The organism is Fibrobacter sp., assembly GCF_045112255.1.
Classification (GTDB): domain Bacteria; phylum Fibrobacterota; class Fibrobacteria; order Fibrobacterales; family Fibrobacteraceae; genus Fibrobacter.
In genome coordinates, this window is the sequence record NZ_JBGUHR010000033.1 from 110,773 (window position 1) to 130,497 (window position 19,725).

General features: G+C 47.9%; 13 protein-coding genes and 1 pseudogene. 1 reads left to right on the forward strand and 13 read right to left on the reverse strand.

Annotated elements, in window-relative coordinates:
- Window positions 1–44 precede the first annotated feature (44 nt).
- The 8 genes from ACJMM9_RS03830 to ACJMM9_RS03865 form a co-directional block, all read right to left on the reverse strand.
- Complete coding sequence (locus ACJMM9_RS03830; RefSeq protein WP_405323999.1) at window positions 45–3,071, reverse strand: response regulator; 3,027 nt, start codon at window positions 3,069–3,071, stop codon at window positions 45–47.
- Window positions 3,072–3,078: 7 nt separating this feature from the next.
- On the reverse strand, window positions 3,079–6,861 hold the full coding sequence (locus ACJMM9_RS03835; RefSeq protein ID WP_405324000.1) for a response regulator: 3,783 nt from the start codon (window positions 6,859–6,861) through the stop codon (window positions 3,079–3,081).
- Window positions 6,862–7,035: 174 nt separating this feature from the next.
- Window positions 7,036–8,202, reverse strand: a complete 1,167-nt coding sequence (locus ACJMM9_RS03840) for a ribose-phosphate diphosphokinase (RefSeq protein ID WP_405324002.1) — start codon at window positions 8,200–8,202, stop codon at window positions 7,036–7,038.
- 181 nt (window positions 8,203–8,383) lie between these two features.
- A complete protein-coding gene (gene eno, locus ACJMM9_RS03845; protein WP_405324004.1) occupies window positions 8,384–9,799 on the reverse strand; it encodes a phosphopyruvate hydratase in 1,416 nt (471 codons plus the stop codon).
- A gap of 181 nt (window positions 9,800–9,980) precedes the next feature.
- Window positions 9,981–10,418: a hypothetical protein gene (locus tag ACJMM9_RS03850; RefSeq protein WP_405324006.1), complete on the reverse strand. Its 438-nt coding sequence runs from the start codon at window positions 10,416–10,418 to the stop codon at window positions 9,981–9,983.
- A 37-nt stretch (window positions 10,419–10,455) separates the two neighbouring features.
- Complete coding sequence (locus tag ACJMM9_RS03855; RefSeq protein WP_405324008.1) at window positions 10,456–10,788, reverse strand: hypothetical protein; 333 nt, start codon at window positions 10,786–10,788, stop codon at window positions 10,456–10,458.
- Window positions 10,789–10,825: 37 nt separating this feature from the next.
- Window positions 10,826–11,635 carry a hypothetical protein gene (locus tag ACJMM9_RS03860; RefSeq protein WP_405324009.1) on the reverse strand — a complete coding sequence of 270 codons (810 nt, stop codon included), beginning with the start codon at window positions 11,633–11,635 and terminating at the stop codon, window positions 10,826–10,828.
- A 39-nt stretch (window positions 11,636–11,674) separates the two neighbouring features.
- Window positions 11,675–12,994 (reverse strand): GntR family transcriptional regulator, encoded by a 1,320-nt coding sequence (locus ACJMM9_RS03865; RefSeq protein WP_405324011.1) that lies wholly within the window; start codon window positions 12,992–12,994, stop codon window positions 11,675–11,677.
- 182 nt (window positions 12,995–13,176) lie between these two features.
- Between ACJMM9_RS03865 and ACJMM9_RS03870 the strand changes: the two genes are divergently transcribed.
- Window positions 13,177–14,313, forward strand: coding sequence for a glycoside hydrolase family 26 protein (locus tag ACJMM9_RS03870; RefSeq protein ID WP_405324013.1), 1,137 nt, complete (start codon window positions 13,177–13,179; stop codon window positions 14,311–14,313).
- A gap of 17 nt (window positions 14,314–14,330) precedes the next feature.
- Here ACJMM9_RS03870 and ACJMM9_RS03875 read toward each other — a convergent pair whose 3' ends face one another.
- From ACJMM9_RS03875 to ACJMM9_RS03895, 5 genes and pseudogenes are all read right to left on the reverse strand, one after another.
- Window positions 14,331–15,416 carry a hypothetical protein gene (locus ACJMM9_RS03875; RefSeq protein ID WP_405324015.1) on the reverse strand — a complete coding sequence of 362 codons (1,086 nt, stop codon included), beginning with the start codon at window positions 15,414–15,416 and terminating at the stop codon, window positions 14,331–14,333.
- Window positions 15,417–15,454: 38 nt separating this feature from the next.
- Entirely contained in the window at window positions 15,455–16,582 is a 1,128-nt protein-coding gene (locus ACJMM9_RS03880) for an ATP-binding protein (RefSeq protein WP_405324017.1), read from the reverse strand.
- Window positions 16,583–16,775: 193 nt separating this feature from the next.
- The gene (rpsG, locus tag ACJMM9_RS03885) at window positions 16,776–17,252 is read right to left on the reverse strand and encodes a 30S ribosomal protein S7 (protein WP_072829989.1); all 477 of its coding nucleotides are present in this window, start codon (window positions 17,250–17,252) and stop codon (window positions 16,776–16,778) included.
- Window positions 17,253–17,263: 11 nt separating this feature from the next.
- Window positions 17,264–17,653 carry a 30S ribosomal protein S12 gene (gene rpsL, locus ACJMM9_RS03890; protein WP_015731968.1) on the reverse strand — a complete coding sequence of 130 codons (390 nt, stop codon included), beginning with the start codon at window positions 17,651–17,653 and terminating at the stop codon, window positions 17,264–17,266.
- Window positions 17,654–17,720: 67 nt separating this feature from the next.
- Window positions 17,721–19,725, reverse strand: a pseudogene (locus tag ACJMM9_RS03895) (DNA-directed RNA polymerase subunit beta'); the annotation flags it as partial.

Genomic DNA, 19,725 nt, shown 5'->3' on the forward strand with positions numbered 1-19,725 from the left:
TTTTGGAGCCGTACCGCCGTTGTAACAGATAAATAGGAATAAAATTACAAGAACATCGCAAGCACGTCCTTAAGCTTTTCAATACTGACCGGCTTTGCGATATGCTCGTTCATGCCAGCCTCGAAAGAAGCCTTGCGGTCTTCGTCAAATGCGTTAGCGGTCATGGCGATAATCGGGATTTCGGCAACATCCTTGTTTTCGAATGCGCGGATGCGCTTTGTCGCCTCGTAACCATCCATCACAGGCATGCGCACATCCATCAAGACGACATCGAACGGTCTCGTTTTGGCCTTCGAGAGCATCTTCACGGCAATATCGCCATCTTCCACCGCCGTCACGATAAAACCATTGTCCTGGAGGATTTCCATCGTAATTTCGCGGTTGAGGATGTTGTCTTCGACCAAAAGAATCCTCTTTCCTGCAAATCCGGAGTTGACAAGGGTATCGCCTTCTCCATTTTTCTTCAGCTGCACCAGCTTGAACTCAAACGTCATCGTGACTTCGGTACCGACATTCAGGCGGCTTGCAATTTCAATCTGGCCACCCATCATCTCGACGGAGTTCTTCGTGATGGCAAGTCCAAGGCCCATGCCGCGGACATCCCTCGACACGGCAGATTCTCTCGTAAACGGTTCATAGACCGTCTTGAGGAACTCTTCGCTCATGCCGATACCGTTATCCTTGATGCGGAACTCGTAGGCCGCATAGCTAGACTTCGTAAGCGGCGTTTCCTTGACGCTCATCGAGACAGAGCCGCCTTCCTTCGTGAACTTGATCGCGTTCGAAAGCACCTTGAGGAGCACCTGGCGCAAGCGTTCCTTGTCGCAAACGACTTCGTCATCATTGATGCCGACGCAATCCAGTTCGAACTTGAGGTCCTTCGCCTGCAAATCATTGCGGATGTCGCGTTCCACCTCATGGATGACTTCGAACAAGTGCATCGGACCTTCGTTGAGGTCGAACTTGCCCGATTCAATACGGCTCATGTCGAGAATGTCATTGATAATCGAGAGCAGGCGATCAGAACTCTGGTCGATTTTCACAAGGCAATCCTTGACGCGCTCGGCATCTTCCAAATGCGTTGACGCAATTGACGTAAGGCCGATGACTGCATTGAGCGGCGTACGGATTTCATGGCTTATGCTATTGAGGAATTCCTTCTTGGCGCTATTTGCCGCCTGCGCTGCCGAGAGCGCCTGCTTCAAGGCTTCGGCCTGCGTTTCGAGCTGTTCCTTCTGCTCCAGCTGCAAACGGGTTGATTCATCGACGCTGATGAAGCCCGCCACAATCTGATTCTGGGCATCAGGCGCCTTACCCGCCATCACAAACTTGAGCTGCCAATATTCAATAACGCCATTGATAATCATCCTATAGTTGACGTAATACGCATTCTTTTTCAAAAGCTTTTCGCGGACAACATCGCCAGATGTCATTTCCATAAACATCTTGCGGTCATCCGGATGCACAAGCGTATTCGCGATCAGCTTTAAGCGGTCTTCAAAATTCCCAACCTTTTTCCAGTTCGGGTTATCGGCCCAGTTATTCTTCTTGACGTAATAGAGATGGTCTTCGCGGGTTGACGGGTTGATAAAGCTCACCAGCGAAAAGTCTTCCGAAAGGCCCTTGATCACAGAAAGCCTTTCGCGTTCAGCCTCGACAGCGACCTTTTCGTCATTCACGTCCTCAACACCGATGAGCACATAACCCTCGCCCTTGCCATCGGCAAAGCCAATCAGCGTATGGCGCAACCAGACCCAGTTCCCGTTAATGAACCAGCGCATATCCACAACTTTTCGGGATTCGTTCGGCCCCATCATTTCCAGGAAGGCATCCCTATTGAACACGCTATGGCAAAGTTCCAGATCGTCCTTATGGATTTTCGTGAGTTCATCGTTGTTCATGATATCGTAGAGCGAAACATTGCAATCAAAACGGCTTAGAATTTCTTTGTACAAGTCATTCATGGCGCTCGGATAAACCACATACGATCCCGATTCCGGATTCACGTAATAGATATGGATAAAGTTTTTAGAAAGCAATCCCAAAAGCTTCATCTGCATGTAACGGACCCTTCCGACATCGTCCTGTTTCGAACGGTCAAATTCACTAGAAATACAGCGTATCGCCACTCGGCGGAGCAGCGCAAAATACGCAACAAAGAGAACAAGCACCAAAATTCCAAAGCAAAGCAAGATAGAGCGCACCTTGTGGATAGCGGCCATCGCCGTTTTTTCAGGCGCCGATATCACAATGCTCCAATGGTTTACAGCCAACGGCCTATAATAAAAGCAGTTGGACTCCTCCCAGTAATTTTCAACACAAGCTTCACCCGTAGCACCGGCAAGCATGCTGTCAACATACATCGAGAACAAGCCCTTTTCATTATCCATTTCGTTCATGTAATCGTATATGCTTTTCAATGAATCGTGCTTGGTATCTGTAATAAACCGACCGTCATCACGGTTGACGACATATACAAACATCTTGCGATTATAGCGATTGTCATTGCGCAAATACTGGTGAATAAGCCCAAGGCTAAATTTCCAGAACACAACAGCGACAGTACGCCCACGGCTCTTGACCGGTACAAAATGGAACAGGAGCTTTTCTTCGGGCTTGTCACTTTCAAGGTGAACCGCCACATGAGCATCCTGCGAGGATTCTTCCTTATACGAAAGCCCCATATTCAAAGATTCCGTCACAGCACCATCCGGCAAAACAACAACATCGCCCGGCAAAAGCACACTTATTTTCTGATCGCGCAAGAACGGCTGCATTTCGTTGAGCTTAGGCTGCAAGCTGTCGATAGAATAGTTTTCCCGGTCACCCAATGCATCGGCAACGAACTGCAATGTTCCGCCATAATGCAGGTTATTCATGATAAATTCATTCGACGAGACTTCGGCATATTCGCGCAACCGATTAAAGCAGCCATCCTCCACAATCTTCAGAATTTTTTGACTGGCAATAAAAAACAACAAAGTCGAAACGGCGACAAGAACTACGGCAAAAACAAGGTGATCTCGACGCATCACCTTTTCATTATGGATTCCATCAATATTCTTCAACATTCAGTCATCACTTTTTAAGGAATTTTGACAAAATATACTTCATTTTGTCAATGTCAATCGGTTTGGAAATGTGTTCGTCCATTCCCGCATCAAGAGCCGCCTTGCGGTCTTCTTCGAAGGCATTCGCCGTCATGGCGACAATAGGAATACGTGACTGGTAACCCGCCGGAAGCACACGAATCGCACGAGTCGCCGCAAAGCCATCCATGATCGGCATCTGCACATCCATCAATATAAGATCGTACTGACCCGGCTTAGATTCCTTCATAAGATCGACAGCCTGTTTTCCGTTTTCAGCCGTGAAAACTTCAAACCCGTTATCAACCAAAATGTCGCTTGCAATCTGGCGATTCATCTCGTTGTCTTCAACAAGCAAGACCTTTTTGCCCTTGAAACTAAAACCCTTTATCGGCATTTCAAGCCCTGCGCAATCCCGGTTGTGCAACTTGAAATCCAGATTGAGAACAACTTCTGTTCCCTTGTTCTCTTCGCTAAAGATTTCAATATTTCCGCCCATCATTTCCACAATGTTCTTTGTGATGGACATGCCAAGACCGGTTCCCTGGATTCCGCACACCGTCGAGGAATTCGCTCGCGTAAACGGTTCATAAATCATTTTCAGGAATTCCGCGTTCATACCCATGCCATTGTCGCGAATCCTAAATTCAAACTGAGCAGCCCCCAGCTTTTTGGACTTTTTCTGATCGACCTGTAGCAAAATAGAACCGCCGTCATGCGTGTACTTGACCGCATTGGAAAGCACGTTCAGGAGTACCTGATTCAGGCGCAGACGATCGCAGACGATCCCTGAATCGGAAACATTCATTTTCACATCAAACACGAGCTTCTTTGCATCGACATCCGCCTGGACAATATCCTTAAGCGCATTCACGATCTCGACAAGGTCCTCGTCCTTTTCCGAAAGCACCATCTTGCCCGATTCGATGCGGCTCATATCCAGCACATCATTGATGAGCGAAAGCAGATGGTTTGAACTCTGGCCAAGCTTGCGCAGGTAATCCAGCACAACTTCCTTTTCATCGATATGCGCCATCGCAAGCCCAGTAAAGCCGACAATGGCATTCATCGGCGTACGGATATCGTGGCTCATATTCGAAAGGAACGTCGTCTTTGCACGGTCCGAAGACTGCGCCATTGAAAGGGCTTTCTGAAGCATCACCTGCTGCTTTTCAAGCAGGTCGTTCTGTTCGGCAATTTTCGCATCCAGTTCAAGCTTTTCAACCTGATCGTCGCTCAGGAAGATGAACGAAAGTACAAACGAAACCACTTCGCCTTCATCGTTGCGTTCAATGGTCGTAAACTTCGCGCGCAGCCATTCCCCGCTTTCAATCTTGAATTCCTGTTCACGCTGGTCGGCATCCTTCAAGAACTTCTGCACATAGAACAGGTTCGAAAGCTTGAGCCAATCCTGCTTAAACTCTTCCTGGACGAGGTTACTGATCTTCTTGATTTCAGTAGAATAAGTACTGTACAGCGGACGTTTTTCAACCCACGTCACGTTGGAAGATTTAATCGTACGGAACGAGTTGTCCTCGACATTTACAAAGTAAATGGACACATAGTCATCGTACAGGATGTCGTTCACGAAATCCTTGAGAATGAGGTCGTCCTTTTCAGCAAAGCCAAGTGCAACAGCCTTCGGATTGTCGAACTCGTCACCAACCTTCACGAACTTCATTTCGCAGTAGTGCGGTCTGCCGCCTACATTCCCGCGATACGTCGTGATAAGCGTCTTCTGCCGGACAAGGTTTTTCTGGATATTCTCAATCGCGCCAGCCTCGCGCATCATCTGACGGTCGCGCTCCCAGACAACGCCGTCCACATATTCCTCGAACGCCTTGGAATATGAAAGCCCCGAACGGAAACGGCTGCCAAACAGGGATTCCGATTCCTTATTCATCGAATAAGGAGTAATGGTATCCTTTTCAAGATCGATATAATAGACAGAAGAGTATTCCGACGCCAGGATATCGATAATTTCCAGATCCTGCTCGATTTTCTTCTGGTGCATGCGCGCTGTACGGATTTGCTCATCCTTATCCGCAAAGCCGATCACAAAAGCCTTCTGCTTTTTATTCACGGCAACAACTTTGCACTCACAGAAGTGGTCGGCAAAATTCAGGAATTCAAAACTCGTGACCCCTTTTTTCTGGAGAAGCGGCTTCAGGTTCTTTATCGAAAGCTTTTTAAAGACGAAGTCCCTGTTTTCTGCGGCGACGATGTTTCCGATAATAAAGTTTATCGCCTCGCTATAAGTCATCTCCTTGAGCGAACAGCAAAGCCGCTTCTGAATGTTTGCGTTCAGCTTATGCGGAGTCACGACGTCCGAATCCAGGTCGCAATAGAAAATGCACGAATAATCCGACGCCAAAAGCGACGTCACGGCGGCATCTTCGTCCATGCGCTTCCTGCGGTTGATTTCGTTTTCCACAAAACCGGCCACCAGCTTCAGCACGGCAAAATTCTTTTGCGATTCCTTCGGATTATCTATGACGACAAAGCCATACCGCCGTTCACTGGAAACAATCGTCGAGACACCAATGCTCTTGACATCCAGAACCGGCAGCGTTTTATACAGCCGTTCCCAAACTCCAGATTCATCATTCTGCGAATCGAGATAAACGGCATCCATATCGCCAACGGATTCGATCCAGGGATTGATGAGTTCAAACGGGAGACGCTGAAGCCCAGCCTTATTGGGCCTTACACCCTTTCGGCACCATTCATACGTCATGCTGAGATAGGCCCTATCCTTATCACTTTCCAGAATGTAGGCCCTATCGGCCTCGTAATAAGAGGCAAGCGTCGAAAGCAGCTCTTCGATTGCATCCTCAGACCGCTTTTCGGAATAAAGCACATCGATGCAGTCTCGGATCGTCGCATCCTGCTTCTGCTGCTCCGAGACGTTGTACGCCACCATCATCGCCTGGTATTCGTTCAGAATCTCGTTCTTCGAAACATAGCAGACAAAGCGGCTGTAATGCCAGCCTATGTGCGGCGAATAAAAGCGGCACGTATATTCAGGAATCGAATCGCCCTTCTGGAACTGTTCAATAAGCGCCTTTGCAGAAAGATGCTGGATAAATGCCTTCCGGTATTCCTTATCGACAAGCTGATTTGCGATTTTTTCTACAACCGCATCATACGACGGGAAATCTTCACCAAAAGAACCGCTCACATCCCGCGACTCGCCCTCGACAATCTGGACAAAGGGGCGCGAAATTTTCCCTTCAGAAAGATTCACCTTAAAATAGCTATAGGCCTTATCAAGAATCGCCTTCCCATAAAGCTTCTCGTTGAGAGCGCTCTGGAACCGTTCACGCCTGGTGTCCAGATCCATCGTCTTGATTTCGTCGCGCAGCTCTTCTTCGGCGGTCTTCTGGATTAACGCAAGTTCGGTAATGTCGCGATGCCAGCCTTCAAGCCTTACCCCTTTCTTATAGCCAAAATTGCGGGTTCCACCACAGCGGACAAAGCGGACCCGGCCGTCGGGAGCATGCCAGGGATACTGGATTTCAGGCGCCTCGCCAGCGCTCATCTTATCGACATACGACTTGACTTCAGCAAAATGTTCGGGATCAATATTGTCAAACCAGGCATGAAACACGTCCTCTTCAGGTACGCCTTCCCCAAGACCAAGCAATTTAAGCATGGTCTGGTTTGCCGTCATCCGCGGAGCGCATCCTTCGTCTATTTCGACAGCCCACAGGCCAATGCCAAAACAATCAAGATTATCGGTCGTCAAAGTTTTCGTGTTTTCATCAGCCATAAATAAGGTCCCATATCCTATCTTATAAAAATAATACGTTTTATTATTAAAATTTCAAATCAACGAAAAAATTTATGTCAAGTTAAACAACACTTTTCCTGAAAAAAGCTAAAAAAGTAAAAAAAATCCGGACATCTTTCGACATCCGGATTTTGTTTCCATATACAGATTCTACTAGAAGAATGCAGGCGGCCAACGCGGGTTCTTGGAGGACATATCGATCTTGTAAAAGTCCTTCTCGAAACGTCCGTCGTCCATGCCGTACATCTGCATCACGTGGCGAGCAATCCACTTGCCGAGCTTCAAGACGGTAAGCTTCTTCCTCAGGCGGCCCTGGCAGTCACGGTTCATGATATCCGGGAGCGTGGAGGTCGTGAGGATTTCATCGATAGCCGGGCTGTTGAGCTTTTCGCGGGCTTCGGCGCTCGTGTGGAAGTGCGTAACACCGAAGCAGACGCGGTTCGGGTTGCCCTTCTTGATATGTTCGCAGCACTGCACGATCGTCGTACCGGTGCGGACCATGTCGTCAAATACGATCACGTCCTTGCCTTCGATTTCTTCAATGCTGATGTCGGAGAGTTCCGGGTTGAAGGTCATGCTGATTTCGCGTTCGCCGGTACGGACCTTGTCCATCACGACGCGCTTGCATTCCGGGAGCTGGAGGGCATCAAACACGGCGTTCATGAACGGACGTGCGCCCTTGTCCGGGGAGACGATCACGAGGTTGTTGCCGTCCTTGCCGGTCTGCACAAAGTTGCTATTCTTGATGTAGTGGGCGTAAACGTCCGTCGGGATCAAGTTGTGGAAGTTGCCTTCGAAAATTTCGTTGAAGAGGTTCTGCACCTTGATGCTGTGGTTGTGGCAAGTGACAACAGCATCGACGCCGGCCTTCTTGAGGAGTTCAGCGTAGAGAAGACTCGTGAATGCCTGACCGTCGAATTTCTTGAGGTCGATGTCCGGGCGGTCCTTTTCGAGTTCACCGATGCGGTGCGGGCCACGGTCCTGGGCGCTGTAGAAGAGGTCCGGTTCAACCAGGACGACCTGTTCTGCACCGTTATCCTTGGCGGCGCGGGCCAAGATGAAGTTACGCATCGCATAGTCGTTGCGGCTGCGTTCATGGTTAGAGACAGAGCAAATCAAGACAATCTTGCCTTCCAGACGCTTGCCGATATGTTCCAGGTCATCCATGTCCAGCATGTAGCGGGGGCAGAATTCGGAGTTGGCGAAAGTCTTCAGGGAGACCACGTCGGAGATATCTTCACGGAGACCGATGTACTGCGCCATGTCGATGGCAAAAGGATCATCGGTAAAGTTGCCGGTCACGATAAAACGATCTGACATTTTCCTAACCTTGATTTAGGGGGGTTATTTTGTGTTATTCCCAAATATAGTTAGATTCGATCCACGTTTCAAGTTTTAAGGCAAGAAAATTGACAAAAGCAAAAAAGCCCCGGCTTTCCGCCGAGGCTCTTTTTAGATACTTTGTTCTAAAACGGCAGTCGCAGTCGCGACACTCGCCTTATTAGGCCTTCTTGCAGCCCTTCTTGCAGGCAGCCTTCTTGGCCGGAGCCTTGCAAGCCTTGCGCGGATCACCAGCGTAGACAGCAGCCTTGCCGAGTTCTTCTTCGATGCGGAGGAGGCGGTTGTACTTGCAGACGCGGTCCGTACGAGAGAGAGAACCAGTCTTGATCTGGCCAGCGGCAGTACCGACGGCGAGGTCAGCAATGAAGGTGTCTTCGGTTTCGCCAGAACGGTGAGAAACGATCGGAGCATAGCCTTCAACCTGAGCGCGCTTGATAGCAGCGAGGGTTTCAGAAACAGAACCGACCTGGTTCACCTTGATAAGGATAGCGTTAGCGATGCCAGCCTTGATGCCTTCATCGAAGATGGTCGGGTTCGTAACGAACAGGTCGTCACCAACGAGGTTGATCTTGCCACCGAGCTTGTCGGTAAGAACCTTCCAACCTGCCCAGTCAGCTTCATCGAGACCGTCTTCAATGGAGAAGATGGAGTACTTGTCGATGAGCTTTTCATAGAGCTTGACCATGTCAGCAGACTTAACAGTCTTCTTGGTGCTCTTCTTGAACGTGTAGGTAACAGCCTTGGAGCCTTCCTTTTCAGTTTCCTTGTCGCAGAATTCGGAAGAAGCAACGTCAAGAGCGATCTTGATGTCCTTGCCGAAAACGTAACCAGCGTTTTCAGTAGCGGTCTTCAAAGCAGCGAGAGCCTTTTCGAGGGTCATCACGTCCTTGATTTCGTAACCGAACTTGTTCTTAGCCGGCTTGATAGCAACGCCCGGAGCAAAGCCACCTTCGTCACCAACCGTCGTATCGAAACCACCCTTCTTGAGGACAGCCTTAAGAGCGTGGAAGATTTCGGTCACCATCTGGAGACCCTTGGAGAAAGTCTTAGCGCCAACCGGAGCGATCATGAATTCCTGGAAGTCGATCGGAGCGGAAGAGTGAGCACCACCGTTGATCACGTTGCACATCGGGCACGGGAGGGTGAGCTTGGTCGTGCCATGGAGCTTAGCAATGTACTGGTAAAGCGGAAGGCCTGCGTCCTTAGCAGCGGCGCAGCAAACAGCCATAGAAACACCGAGGATAGCGTTTGCACCGAGGGTGTTCTTGAGCATGCGGTTGCCGTCGAGTTCGATCATAGCATCGTCAACTGCGGTCTGGTCAGCCGGATCCATGCCAACGATCTTCTTAGCGATCTTGGTGTTGACATTCTTCACGGCAGTGAGAGTGCCCTTGCCGAGATAGGTCTTCTTGTCGCCGTCGCGGAGTTCGCAAGCTTCGCGTTCACCGGTGGATGCGCCACTCGGAACTGCTGCGTGACCAACGATACCGTTGTCAAGAGTGACATCGACTTCGAGAGACGGATTGCCACGGGAATCCAGGATCTGACGAGCCCAAACTTTAGCGATTTTAGCCATTTTATTAACCTTCTGTTAAAGTGAAAAATTTTTTGTGCTTTAAATATAAAAAAGTAGAAAGTAGGTAGTAGACAGTAAGAAGAAAAAATGTGAAGATTTAGTTGTTAGCGATTAGTCATTGGTCATTAGTTGTTAGTCATCAGTTAATGCTTCTCCGTCATCCTGAGCGAAGCCGAAGGTTTTACTTGGACGATCCAAACAAACCTAGCTGCACAAAAGCTCCAAAACGGAAATGACGATTTGTAATTCTTACATGACCGCCCAAATCAATATAATATCCACCTTCCTTATAACTACCGAAATAAACGATCCTAACACCAGCAGCCTGAGACCAGCCAAATTCCCAGCCTTCGGAATAAACTAAGTTGCTAATTCCATAATCAACGAAATGATGTGATTCAAACAGACCAATTCTAGATTTTTCAGAAAGAGCCCAATAAGTATTGCCAATCATTATGTATTCAACCCATTCCGAAATCCTATCACGTTTTTCTCTGTTAATAGTGGGATCATTGGGATTTCCAGAAACCGACACAGATAAAATAAACGCCCACAAAATTTCATCAGAAATTCTGACTCCATCTGACCGAATATCTACATCTACAGATAAAGCTGTCATGCCAGCACCAACGCCATCTCTTTCCCAAAGACGTTTATTATTCCTTATACCAAAAAAAAGGAACTTGAATTACAGACGGAGCATGGTAAGCAATCTCCATATAAAATCCGTCGGGAAAATACTCATACTTAACACCCGAAGATCCCTCAACCCCAGCATCAATACTTTCAACTTTATTCGTATCGACAAAGCCGCTCGTATCAACATCAAGTGCTAACGATATCTTCGAAAGTGAATCAGTCTCCAACGAGTCCTGCAAAATCGGCTCGTTCGCTTCAACAGGCTGCACAGACGGTTGCGCAATAGCACATACCGCAATCACCAAAATGTAGAACAGCGCAAACAAATTCATTCTTTTCGAAAGCATCACGGGCAAAGCACCTTCATCTTAAACCAACAATGGGATATTACTTCCTTGCGAATCGCAGCCCCACCCAGATCGTGTGAAGGTTGAACGTGCTGTATTCCTTTTCAGATTCAATCGGATTTTCAAACGACGCAGTCAAGGCAATACCCATGTTCCACTTTTCGTTAATAGACCAGGTATGCCCCACATCAAAATCGATGCTGTAATTCGGAGCAGATGTTATCTCAATAGTACCATGATTCCGACCCACAACACCAGACTTTTCCTCATCTACCTGAGTCTCGATAATGGAAAATCCAAACGACGCACCGGCATGGAATCCCGTCAAAGGAAATTCCTTTTTCGCAAAGGGGAAGAACGTAAAACCAGCCCCAAAGAACAACCGCGTTGAAAAGGAATGGAGTTCACTGTAGCGAATATACTCCTCGTGCTCTACCCAATGATTGTGGAACGCATAGCCATCATCGTCGCCATTGTATTCCACAGGTTCGCTCACGACATAACAATCGAACTCATGAAGACCTTCGGTGTATGTTCCCTGAACAACGCCAAATACAGCCAGCTTCTCCCAGCCATACCCTACTTTCAAATCCAGCACAGGACCATAACCCACATATTCCACCCGGTCCCGCGGAGCATATTTCCCGCTAGGCCCCGTATCCACACAATCCTCGTGTTCAAAACATTCATTCACATGGTCATTGGCCTGCTGCAACCGACGAGGGCGCTCCTGTTCAATGTAGTTCGCCTTGGCTATGCCTAGAGAACCTTCCAAATAAAGTCCCTTGGCCGAAGCTACAGCGGCAAGAATGGAAATCATCAAAACGCAGCTTTCAAAAATCTTTTTCATAAAAATTCCCTTGCGATATGGATAATATATAAAATAATTTTATTTTTCCACAACATGACCGGAAAGTTCACGGAAGTCGTCTTTTTTGTATAAGGTAATGCCAGGCGAAATCAGATGAAACACAGACTGTTCCGCAAGCGTTTCTATGCAAAACTCGAATGAATCCAGACGATTTCGATAGCTTTCCATTGAATTGTCAAACGACACGATGTAAGGCGGGCGCTTCAGCTTTTTGCTCATAAAAAGCGATTGCAATTCTACACCTACGTTATCATTCGCGACCACCCACGCATCCACAAGCGGGATATCCCGGACCAGCGACAACAAGATACGCCTAAAATGAGACCGAGCCTTAGGCTCATGCACAAAGTCAAACGGGCTTGCATGCGTCGCATCCGTCGCCTCATAAACTTGCAGCCCCGCTTTTTTAAGGCCACGCAAACGATCGATAGACCATGAACTAGAATGATACGGAGAAACATACGCCACATTCGACACCCCCCGTTCCTTCAGAAAACGCCCCACCGACCGTCCAGGAAATTCACCAAAAGCAAGATTGAAAAAAGCAAACCGCTTTTCCCTCTTTAAGGCGCGTGGGATAGCCGATAACGGATGCTCCCACCACACGGCTACCGGAAACTGCGTCCGTGAAAGCTTTGCAAAAAGCGTATTCACATTGAACACAAGCATTGTCGAAACGATCGCCCCGAATCTGTCACGCAAGCTTTCCACTTCAATCCGCGCTCCGCTCGAATCCAGAAACGCACATTCCCTTTCGAAATAGCCAAGCACCTTCAGCTTCAAATTACGCCGATGCGCAACCGCATAGACACTATGCATAAACTGCAATTCGCGTTCACTCAGGCCGTTGAAATTCCCACAGGGATTACAGCGCATTATCAAAAGGATTTCTTTAGATTCCGTCAAGGCAGACTTTCTATTTCCAAAGTAATAGTGGCCAAGCCCCTTGCGCTCCAGGATGCCTTTTTCCCGCAAAAGCACTAGCGTACGGCTCATCGAACCTTGCGTTGTCCCATAAGCCAAGCATAAATCTTTTATAGACGGGATCGGGCTATCGGCCACAATTTTACCAGATTTCCAGTCTTCCAGCAAGAGCCTTTCCAAGCGATCGGTTTCACGTTCACGCACTTCAACCTTTATACACGATCTTGGCCCCCAAAAATACCCATTGCCCTTTTCCCCATAAATCTTTCCAAGGGAAACTAGTTTCCGGTATGCACGAAAAACAGTAAATGTCGAAGCCCCCGAAGATGCGGCAACCTCGCGTACGGAAGGGAGCCTGTCCCCATCCTTAAATCCTGAAGACTCTATCCACTTGCAAAAATCATCGACCGTCATAGGGCACCTCAGCTTTTCAATAGATAACAATAGATACACTATAGCAAAAACGCAAACAATACTTTGTAACCAAAAACGAGACAATACGTATTTTTAGGTTAAACAAGTCTATACACTATCAATACCAAAACATCATGTTCAAGAAACTACTTATGCTCCTAGGAATCGCACCTTTTACAGCAATGGCATTTCAAATCGGAGCCTGGGTCGGAGGCCCTGGACAATACCCGCAGCCCACACGCGAGAATGTCGAGGCATTTCAGAACATGCAAGGTCACCACATCGACCTCATCAGCCATTTTACATTATTCGATATAAACGACTGGAATCAAACAAAAGAATACGCAAATGTCGCCAAGGAAAACGGATCTACGCTAGTTGTCACCTGGATGGCAAACGGTTACAACGCCCAAGACATCGTTGACGGCAAATGCGACAATTACATCCGAGAATTCGCAAAAGGAGTGAGGAGCTTCGGCGACGAGATTTGGATGCGTCCACTGCACGAAGCAAACGGCGACTGGTACGATTGGGGGGTAGGAAAAGCCGGAGCTGGAAACACAGACGCAAACGTCGCCGAAGCATTCCGTCACATCGTCAACATTTTCCGCGAAGAAAACGTGAATAACGTCAAGTGGGTCTGGACAACGAACGCCTCGAATCAAGGCAGCGGCACTACATTAACCGGGAACTATCCCGGTGACGATTTCGTGGACTACATTTCCATAGACGGATACAACTGGGGTAAAAGCCAGAGCTGGTCCAGCTGGCAAACATTCTCGCAAGTATTCAAGAAAGCCTACGACGCGCTCGCAAACATCGACAAGCCACTCTTTATCGCCGAAATATCCAGTTCTGAAAAAGGCGGCAACAAGGCCGAATGGATAACCGACATGTTCGAGCAGTTCCGCACAAACTTCTCGCGAGTCTTTGCCGTCATGTGGTTCAGCCAAAGCAAGGAAAACGAAGGCGACTGGGCGCTCAACACCTCGCAGGCCGCCGTCGATGCGTGGAAGGCAGGCGTCACGAAGATGCAAAGTACTCCGCCTCAGAGTTCTTCGAGTGCGGCAAGCTCCTCTAGCAGCCAAACAACAAAAATCGAGAATCAACGCCACACAGGGCAATGGATGCTCAACTACAATAACGGGAAACTCCACATCCAAGTGGCAAGCACCATAAAAGCTTGCGTTCTACAGCTAGATTATCAGGGACGCATCTTGTGGCAAAGCCCCGTTCAGACATTCACTCCAGGGAAGCATTCGCTAGACGCTCCAGAAGCAGGCGCGCAAAGCATTTACAGGTTGTCTGTGCAACAGTAACTGCACAAAAAACTAATCTATATATCAAACAGCTTACCTGGCAAAAGATGCCTTTGTTTTATCCTATACAAGCTCCAATCCATGAAAACCTTCATGGAATCGGACTTTATATAGTCACGCATAGCGGCATCCCTTAAATAAACGGATCTTTCCAAATTCATCGACTTAACAGTTCCAGGAAAATCGGCAAATTCATCAAAATAAGCATAATTCATGGTTGTCACTGTATCGCCCGAAACATAAAAAATCTTCATAACTCTTTCTTCACAAGCAGAGTAATACAAGATTTTCCCAGCATCATCTTTAGGAGACAACTTCCATAGGCCATCTTCAAAAGTAACTCCAGAATAGTCTTCCGGCGTTCCAACAAACTGTCTAAAATCCATAAGATTGGTTTCGGCATCAGACGAGGGTAAAACCTTTCCCGTTTTTAAATCAGTAACTTTTATACGCCCATTATTACGGACCGTTTCCGTTTGAACTAAACTGTTCTTAACGGTTGTAATCGACTTTTCAGGTCCCGCAGTAAGAATAGCCATCCCAAAATTCATTTCAAGAACTCCAGGAGAGTTTATATATATCTTCACTTGGTATTCAGAGGTATCTGGATACGCAGCCTTACCTTGATTTTCAAAAACCTCTTCCAAGCTCACGGTGCTTGGCTCTGGTCCACAAATTTTCACATAAACACTAGAAGAAGAAGCTTCGCTTGAAGAAGATATTGCGACCGAACTAGAAGAAAGGACCTCACTAGATGAAGACCCTAAGACAGCACTTGACGACGATTGCACAGAACTTGAAGATTCAAGAATTTCAACACTAGACGACAAGCTTGCCGAGCTAGATGACGATGGCAAGACAGAACTTGATGATGATGAAACTTTTGCACTTGAAGAAGAGCGTACCGAACTCGACGATTTTGATAATTCCTTACTTGATGACGATACGACCTTTTTAGCAGATGAAGACTGAACATTTTCACTTGACGAAGACTGTTCCAAGTCAGAGGATAACGCAATTACATCAACTGGTTTATTTACTGGATTCTCGTCACCACAAGCAACGAACAACAAAACAAAAACAATTGACAAATACTTATTCATACTTTCTCCCTGAGACTACTTCGAATAATATAAAAAAATCACCCCCAGCTGAGCCATATCGTCATAAACTTATCGTAGACTTCATAAACACCTTGGTTATTCGTAACAATCTGCTTTTCGAGCAAGGCAGTTAACGCCTTTTGAACACTACTTGCAGAAAGGCTGTATTTCTTTAAGAATTGGCGACCCGTAATTTGCGAAACACGCCCTTCTTTTCCGATTGCAATGAGGAGCGTTTTTTGCGGGGGAGTCAAAAGAAACAGCAAATTCATGTATATCTCTGAATTTTCCTCGACAATATCCTCTACTGTTTCTTCCAATCGAGCAACATTAAAAGAACTGCCTTTTTCTGTAATGGAATAGGCATAATTCATGATTTTCTGGATGTACCACGTCACACCGCCAAATCGCGCATAAGCCTCATGAATTGAATCGTCATCAATCTTTCGTCCATTCTTTTCAAAGTGGTACTTTATAAATTCAGAATACTTACCTTCGGGAATTACATTCAAATTCATAATGGACACACTTTGGTAAAAAGGACGCGCCGCCGATACAAAAATTTCGCCCATCATTGTCCGTTCAGAACCCGCAAAGACAAAATTCGCATTATGGCAATTCTGTATATAAGTGCGTAAAGTCGCTTCAATATTCTTTTCCGGATAGTTCGAAATAGACTGAAACTCGTCAATAGCTATCAAGCACGGCTTATCTGCACTTTCAATATACGCAAAGATCTCTTCTAACGTAATTGCCGGAGTCTGAACATCGCCAAGTTCAACATTCCACGAAGGTAACCCTTGCACATCAAAAGATATTCCCGCCCTCAAGGATTTTACGGCATCAACAAAAGATTCAATAGCCTTCTTGCCGCGCGGCTTTAACGCATTCACAATCTGGCGTCCCATCTCATAGACGAAATCGCCAAGATTCTTGGTCGCGTAAATATCAATTACAAAGGTGTTATAACTACGGACGATTTTCGGCTGCGCAAAGCAATGCCTGATAAGCCCAGTCTTTCCCATGCGGCGCGAAGAAATCAACGCCACATTATTGCCATTCGTAAGCAAACGGGTGAGTTTCTTAGTTTCTTCTTCACGGTCACAGAAATACTCTGCACTCAAATAACCAGATGTCAAAAAAGGATTGATTACGGCATTATCCATAGCGATACCTCGTCTATACCGTAAATATACAATTTTTATCTAAAAGGGATTACCCTTTTTAGATAATCCTAATCAGATAATTAGAACTGTATGGATCCCCTCACTTCGTTCGAGGATGACATTAAATACAGAAAAGGCTCCGCTTTTTGAGCGGAGCCTCTCTCTAGGATAATTCTGTGCTTGCGCGCAAGAATTAGAAACGGAAGTGAGCGAAAGCCTTGTTGGCTTCGGCCATCTTGTGCGTATCGTTCTTCTTACGGACTGCGTTGCCTTCGCTGTTCTTAGCGGCAACGAGTTCTGCAGCAAGACGTTCTGCCATGTTGGCTTCGTTGCGGTTACGAGCTGCATCGAGGAGCCAGCGGAGAGCGAGAGCCTTGGCGCGATCCGGAGCAACTTCCATCGGGACCTGGTAGTTTGCACCACCAACGCGACGGGACTTGACTTCGACACGCGGCTTGATGTTTTCAAGGCAGAGTTCGAACTTTTCGAGCGGGGTTTCCTTGCCTTCAACCTTCTTGTCGAGGAGGTCGAGAGCGGTGTAGACGATCTGTTCAGCGATAGTCTTCTTGCCCTGCTTGAGCACGACACCGACGAGTTCAGTGACGAGCGTGGAGTGGAAACGCGGATCCGGGAGGATGGAGCGATGGAGAGCCTTTCTTCTTCTAGACATAGATTACTTCCTTACTTCTTGGCCGGAGCGGCACCTTTCTTCTTAACACCGTACTTGGAACGGCCGTTCTGACGACCATTGACTGCCTGGGTATCGAGCGTACCACGGATGATGTGGTAACGAACACCCGGAACGTCCTTAACACGACCACCGCGGATGAGCACGATGGAGTGTTCCTGGAGGTTGTGGCCTTCACCCGGGATGTAAGCGGTAACTTCCATCTTGTTGGAGAGGCGCACACGGGCAATCTTACGAAGAGCAGAGTTCGGCTTCTTCGGGGTGCTGGTGTAAACACGGGTGCAAACGCCGCGCTTCTGGGGGCAGGACTTCAAAGCTACGGAAGCGGTCCTGTTGCTGATCTGTTCACGTCCGTTGCGGACGAGCTGTTGAATAGTTGGCACTGTTTAATCTCCTAGATTTTGGAGTGCAAATATAGTTTTATTTCCAAATATTTCAAGTACTTAGCTGTTAATTATCCGAATCTTCCTCTTCAGAAGAGCCGATTTCGTTATCCAGGAGCTGGATTCCGGAACCAGATTCGTAATTTTCAGCCTGTACATTCTGCAAACGAGAGCGTTCTTCCATTTCGTCGGCATCGGCATCGATCACTTGGACGTTCCTCAAGTGACGGGCACCAGTACCGCACGGAATAAGTCGACCCATAATCACGTTTTCCTTAAGACCCATGAGCGGATCCACGCAGCCTTCGATGGAGGCGCGAGTAAGGATTTTTTGGGTTTCCTGGAAGGAAGCTGCAGAAATGAAGCTGTCCGTTGCCAAGGAAGCCTTAGTGATACCAAGGAGCATCGGTTGATACTTAGCTTCAGCCTTACCGAGAGCGCGCAGACGTTCGTTTTCGGTACGGAGACGGGTCTTGGAAATTTCTTCGCCCGGCAAGAGATCCGATTCACCCGGATCCAAAATGCGGACCTTACGCATCATCTGACGAACGATACATTCGATGTGCTTATCTGCAATAGCCACACCTTGCAGGCGGTAAACTGCCTGGATTTCGTTCACCAAGTGGCGCTGCACATCCTCGGGTCCGAGAACGTCGAGGATATCGTGCGGGTCCACACTGCCTTCGCTGATCTTCTGACCAGCACGGACACGGTCACCGTCATTGACCGCCAGATGGATACCACGCGGAACCAGCACTTTCACTTCGTTGCCATCCATCTGCTGAATAATAACTTCTTGGTTGTTGCGCACTTCGTTACCGTACTTGACGAGACCGTCAACCGGTGCGATGAATGCCTTGTTCTTCGGAACGCGAGCTTCGAAGAGTTCAGCGACGCGCGGAAGACCACCGGTAATATCGCGGGTCTTACCAGCTGCACGCGGAAGCTTAGCGATAACCTGACCGGAGGTAACCTTGTCGCCCTGATGTACGGCGAGGATAGCGCCGTCAGGCAACATGAAGTGGCCAACCTTTTCGCCACGTTCATCATTGATGATGATGACCGGACGCAATTGGTTCTTACCGTGCTGCTTGTCGCTGATGACGATCCAAGTTTCGACTTCGGTCATTTCATCGCGTTCAATACGGTAAGTTCTGTTTTCAATAAGATTGCTAAATGCGATCGTACCAGACACGTTCGTGATAATCGGGCTGTTATACGGATCCCATTCGAACATGCTTTCGCCCTTCTTGACGGTAGCATTGTTTTCGACGTGCAAGATTGCACCGTACGGAATCTGATAACGACCCTTGTTAATGCCGGTCGTATCGAAAATAACGAGTTCGCCCATACGGGAAACGACAACCTTCTGGCCTTCGTGGTCAACAGTTTCGACCTGTTCGAGTTCGACGTGGCCATCGACTGCAGCCTTCTTGTCGCTTTCAACCGTCAAACGGGAGGAAGCACCACCGATATGGAACGTACGGAGGGTAAGCTGTGTACCCGGTTCACCGATGGACTGTGCAGCAAGCACACCAACAGCTTCACCGAGGTCAACCGGACGACCGGAAGCAAGCATACGGCCGTAGCACTTAGCGCAGACACCGTTCTTGGAATTACAGGTGAGCACAGAGCGCATCTTGATGTGTTCAAGACCCGTAGCAGAGATCTTCGGGAGGTCGCGTTCGGTCACGAGTTCGCCAGCCTTGACGATCACTTCGCCCGTCACCGGGTGCTTGATGTCATCGACCGGTGCGCGACCGAGGAGACGTTCTTCAAGAGGAATGACAGTATCGTCACCGTCCTTGAATGCGGAAACTTCGATACCGTCGGTAGTTCCGCAGTCCGGTTCGGTAATAACGAGGTCCTGGCCCACGTCCACGAGACGACGGGTAAGGTAACCAGCGTCAGCCGTCTTAAGAGCCGTATCAGCAAGACCCTTACGAGCACCGTGAGACGAAATGAAGTATTCCATCACGTTCAAGCCTTCACGGAAGCAGGACTTAATCGGGTTTTCAATAACTTCCTGACCACCGAGCTGCTTGATCGGCTTCTGCATCAAACCACGCATA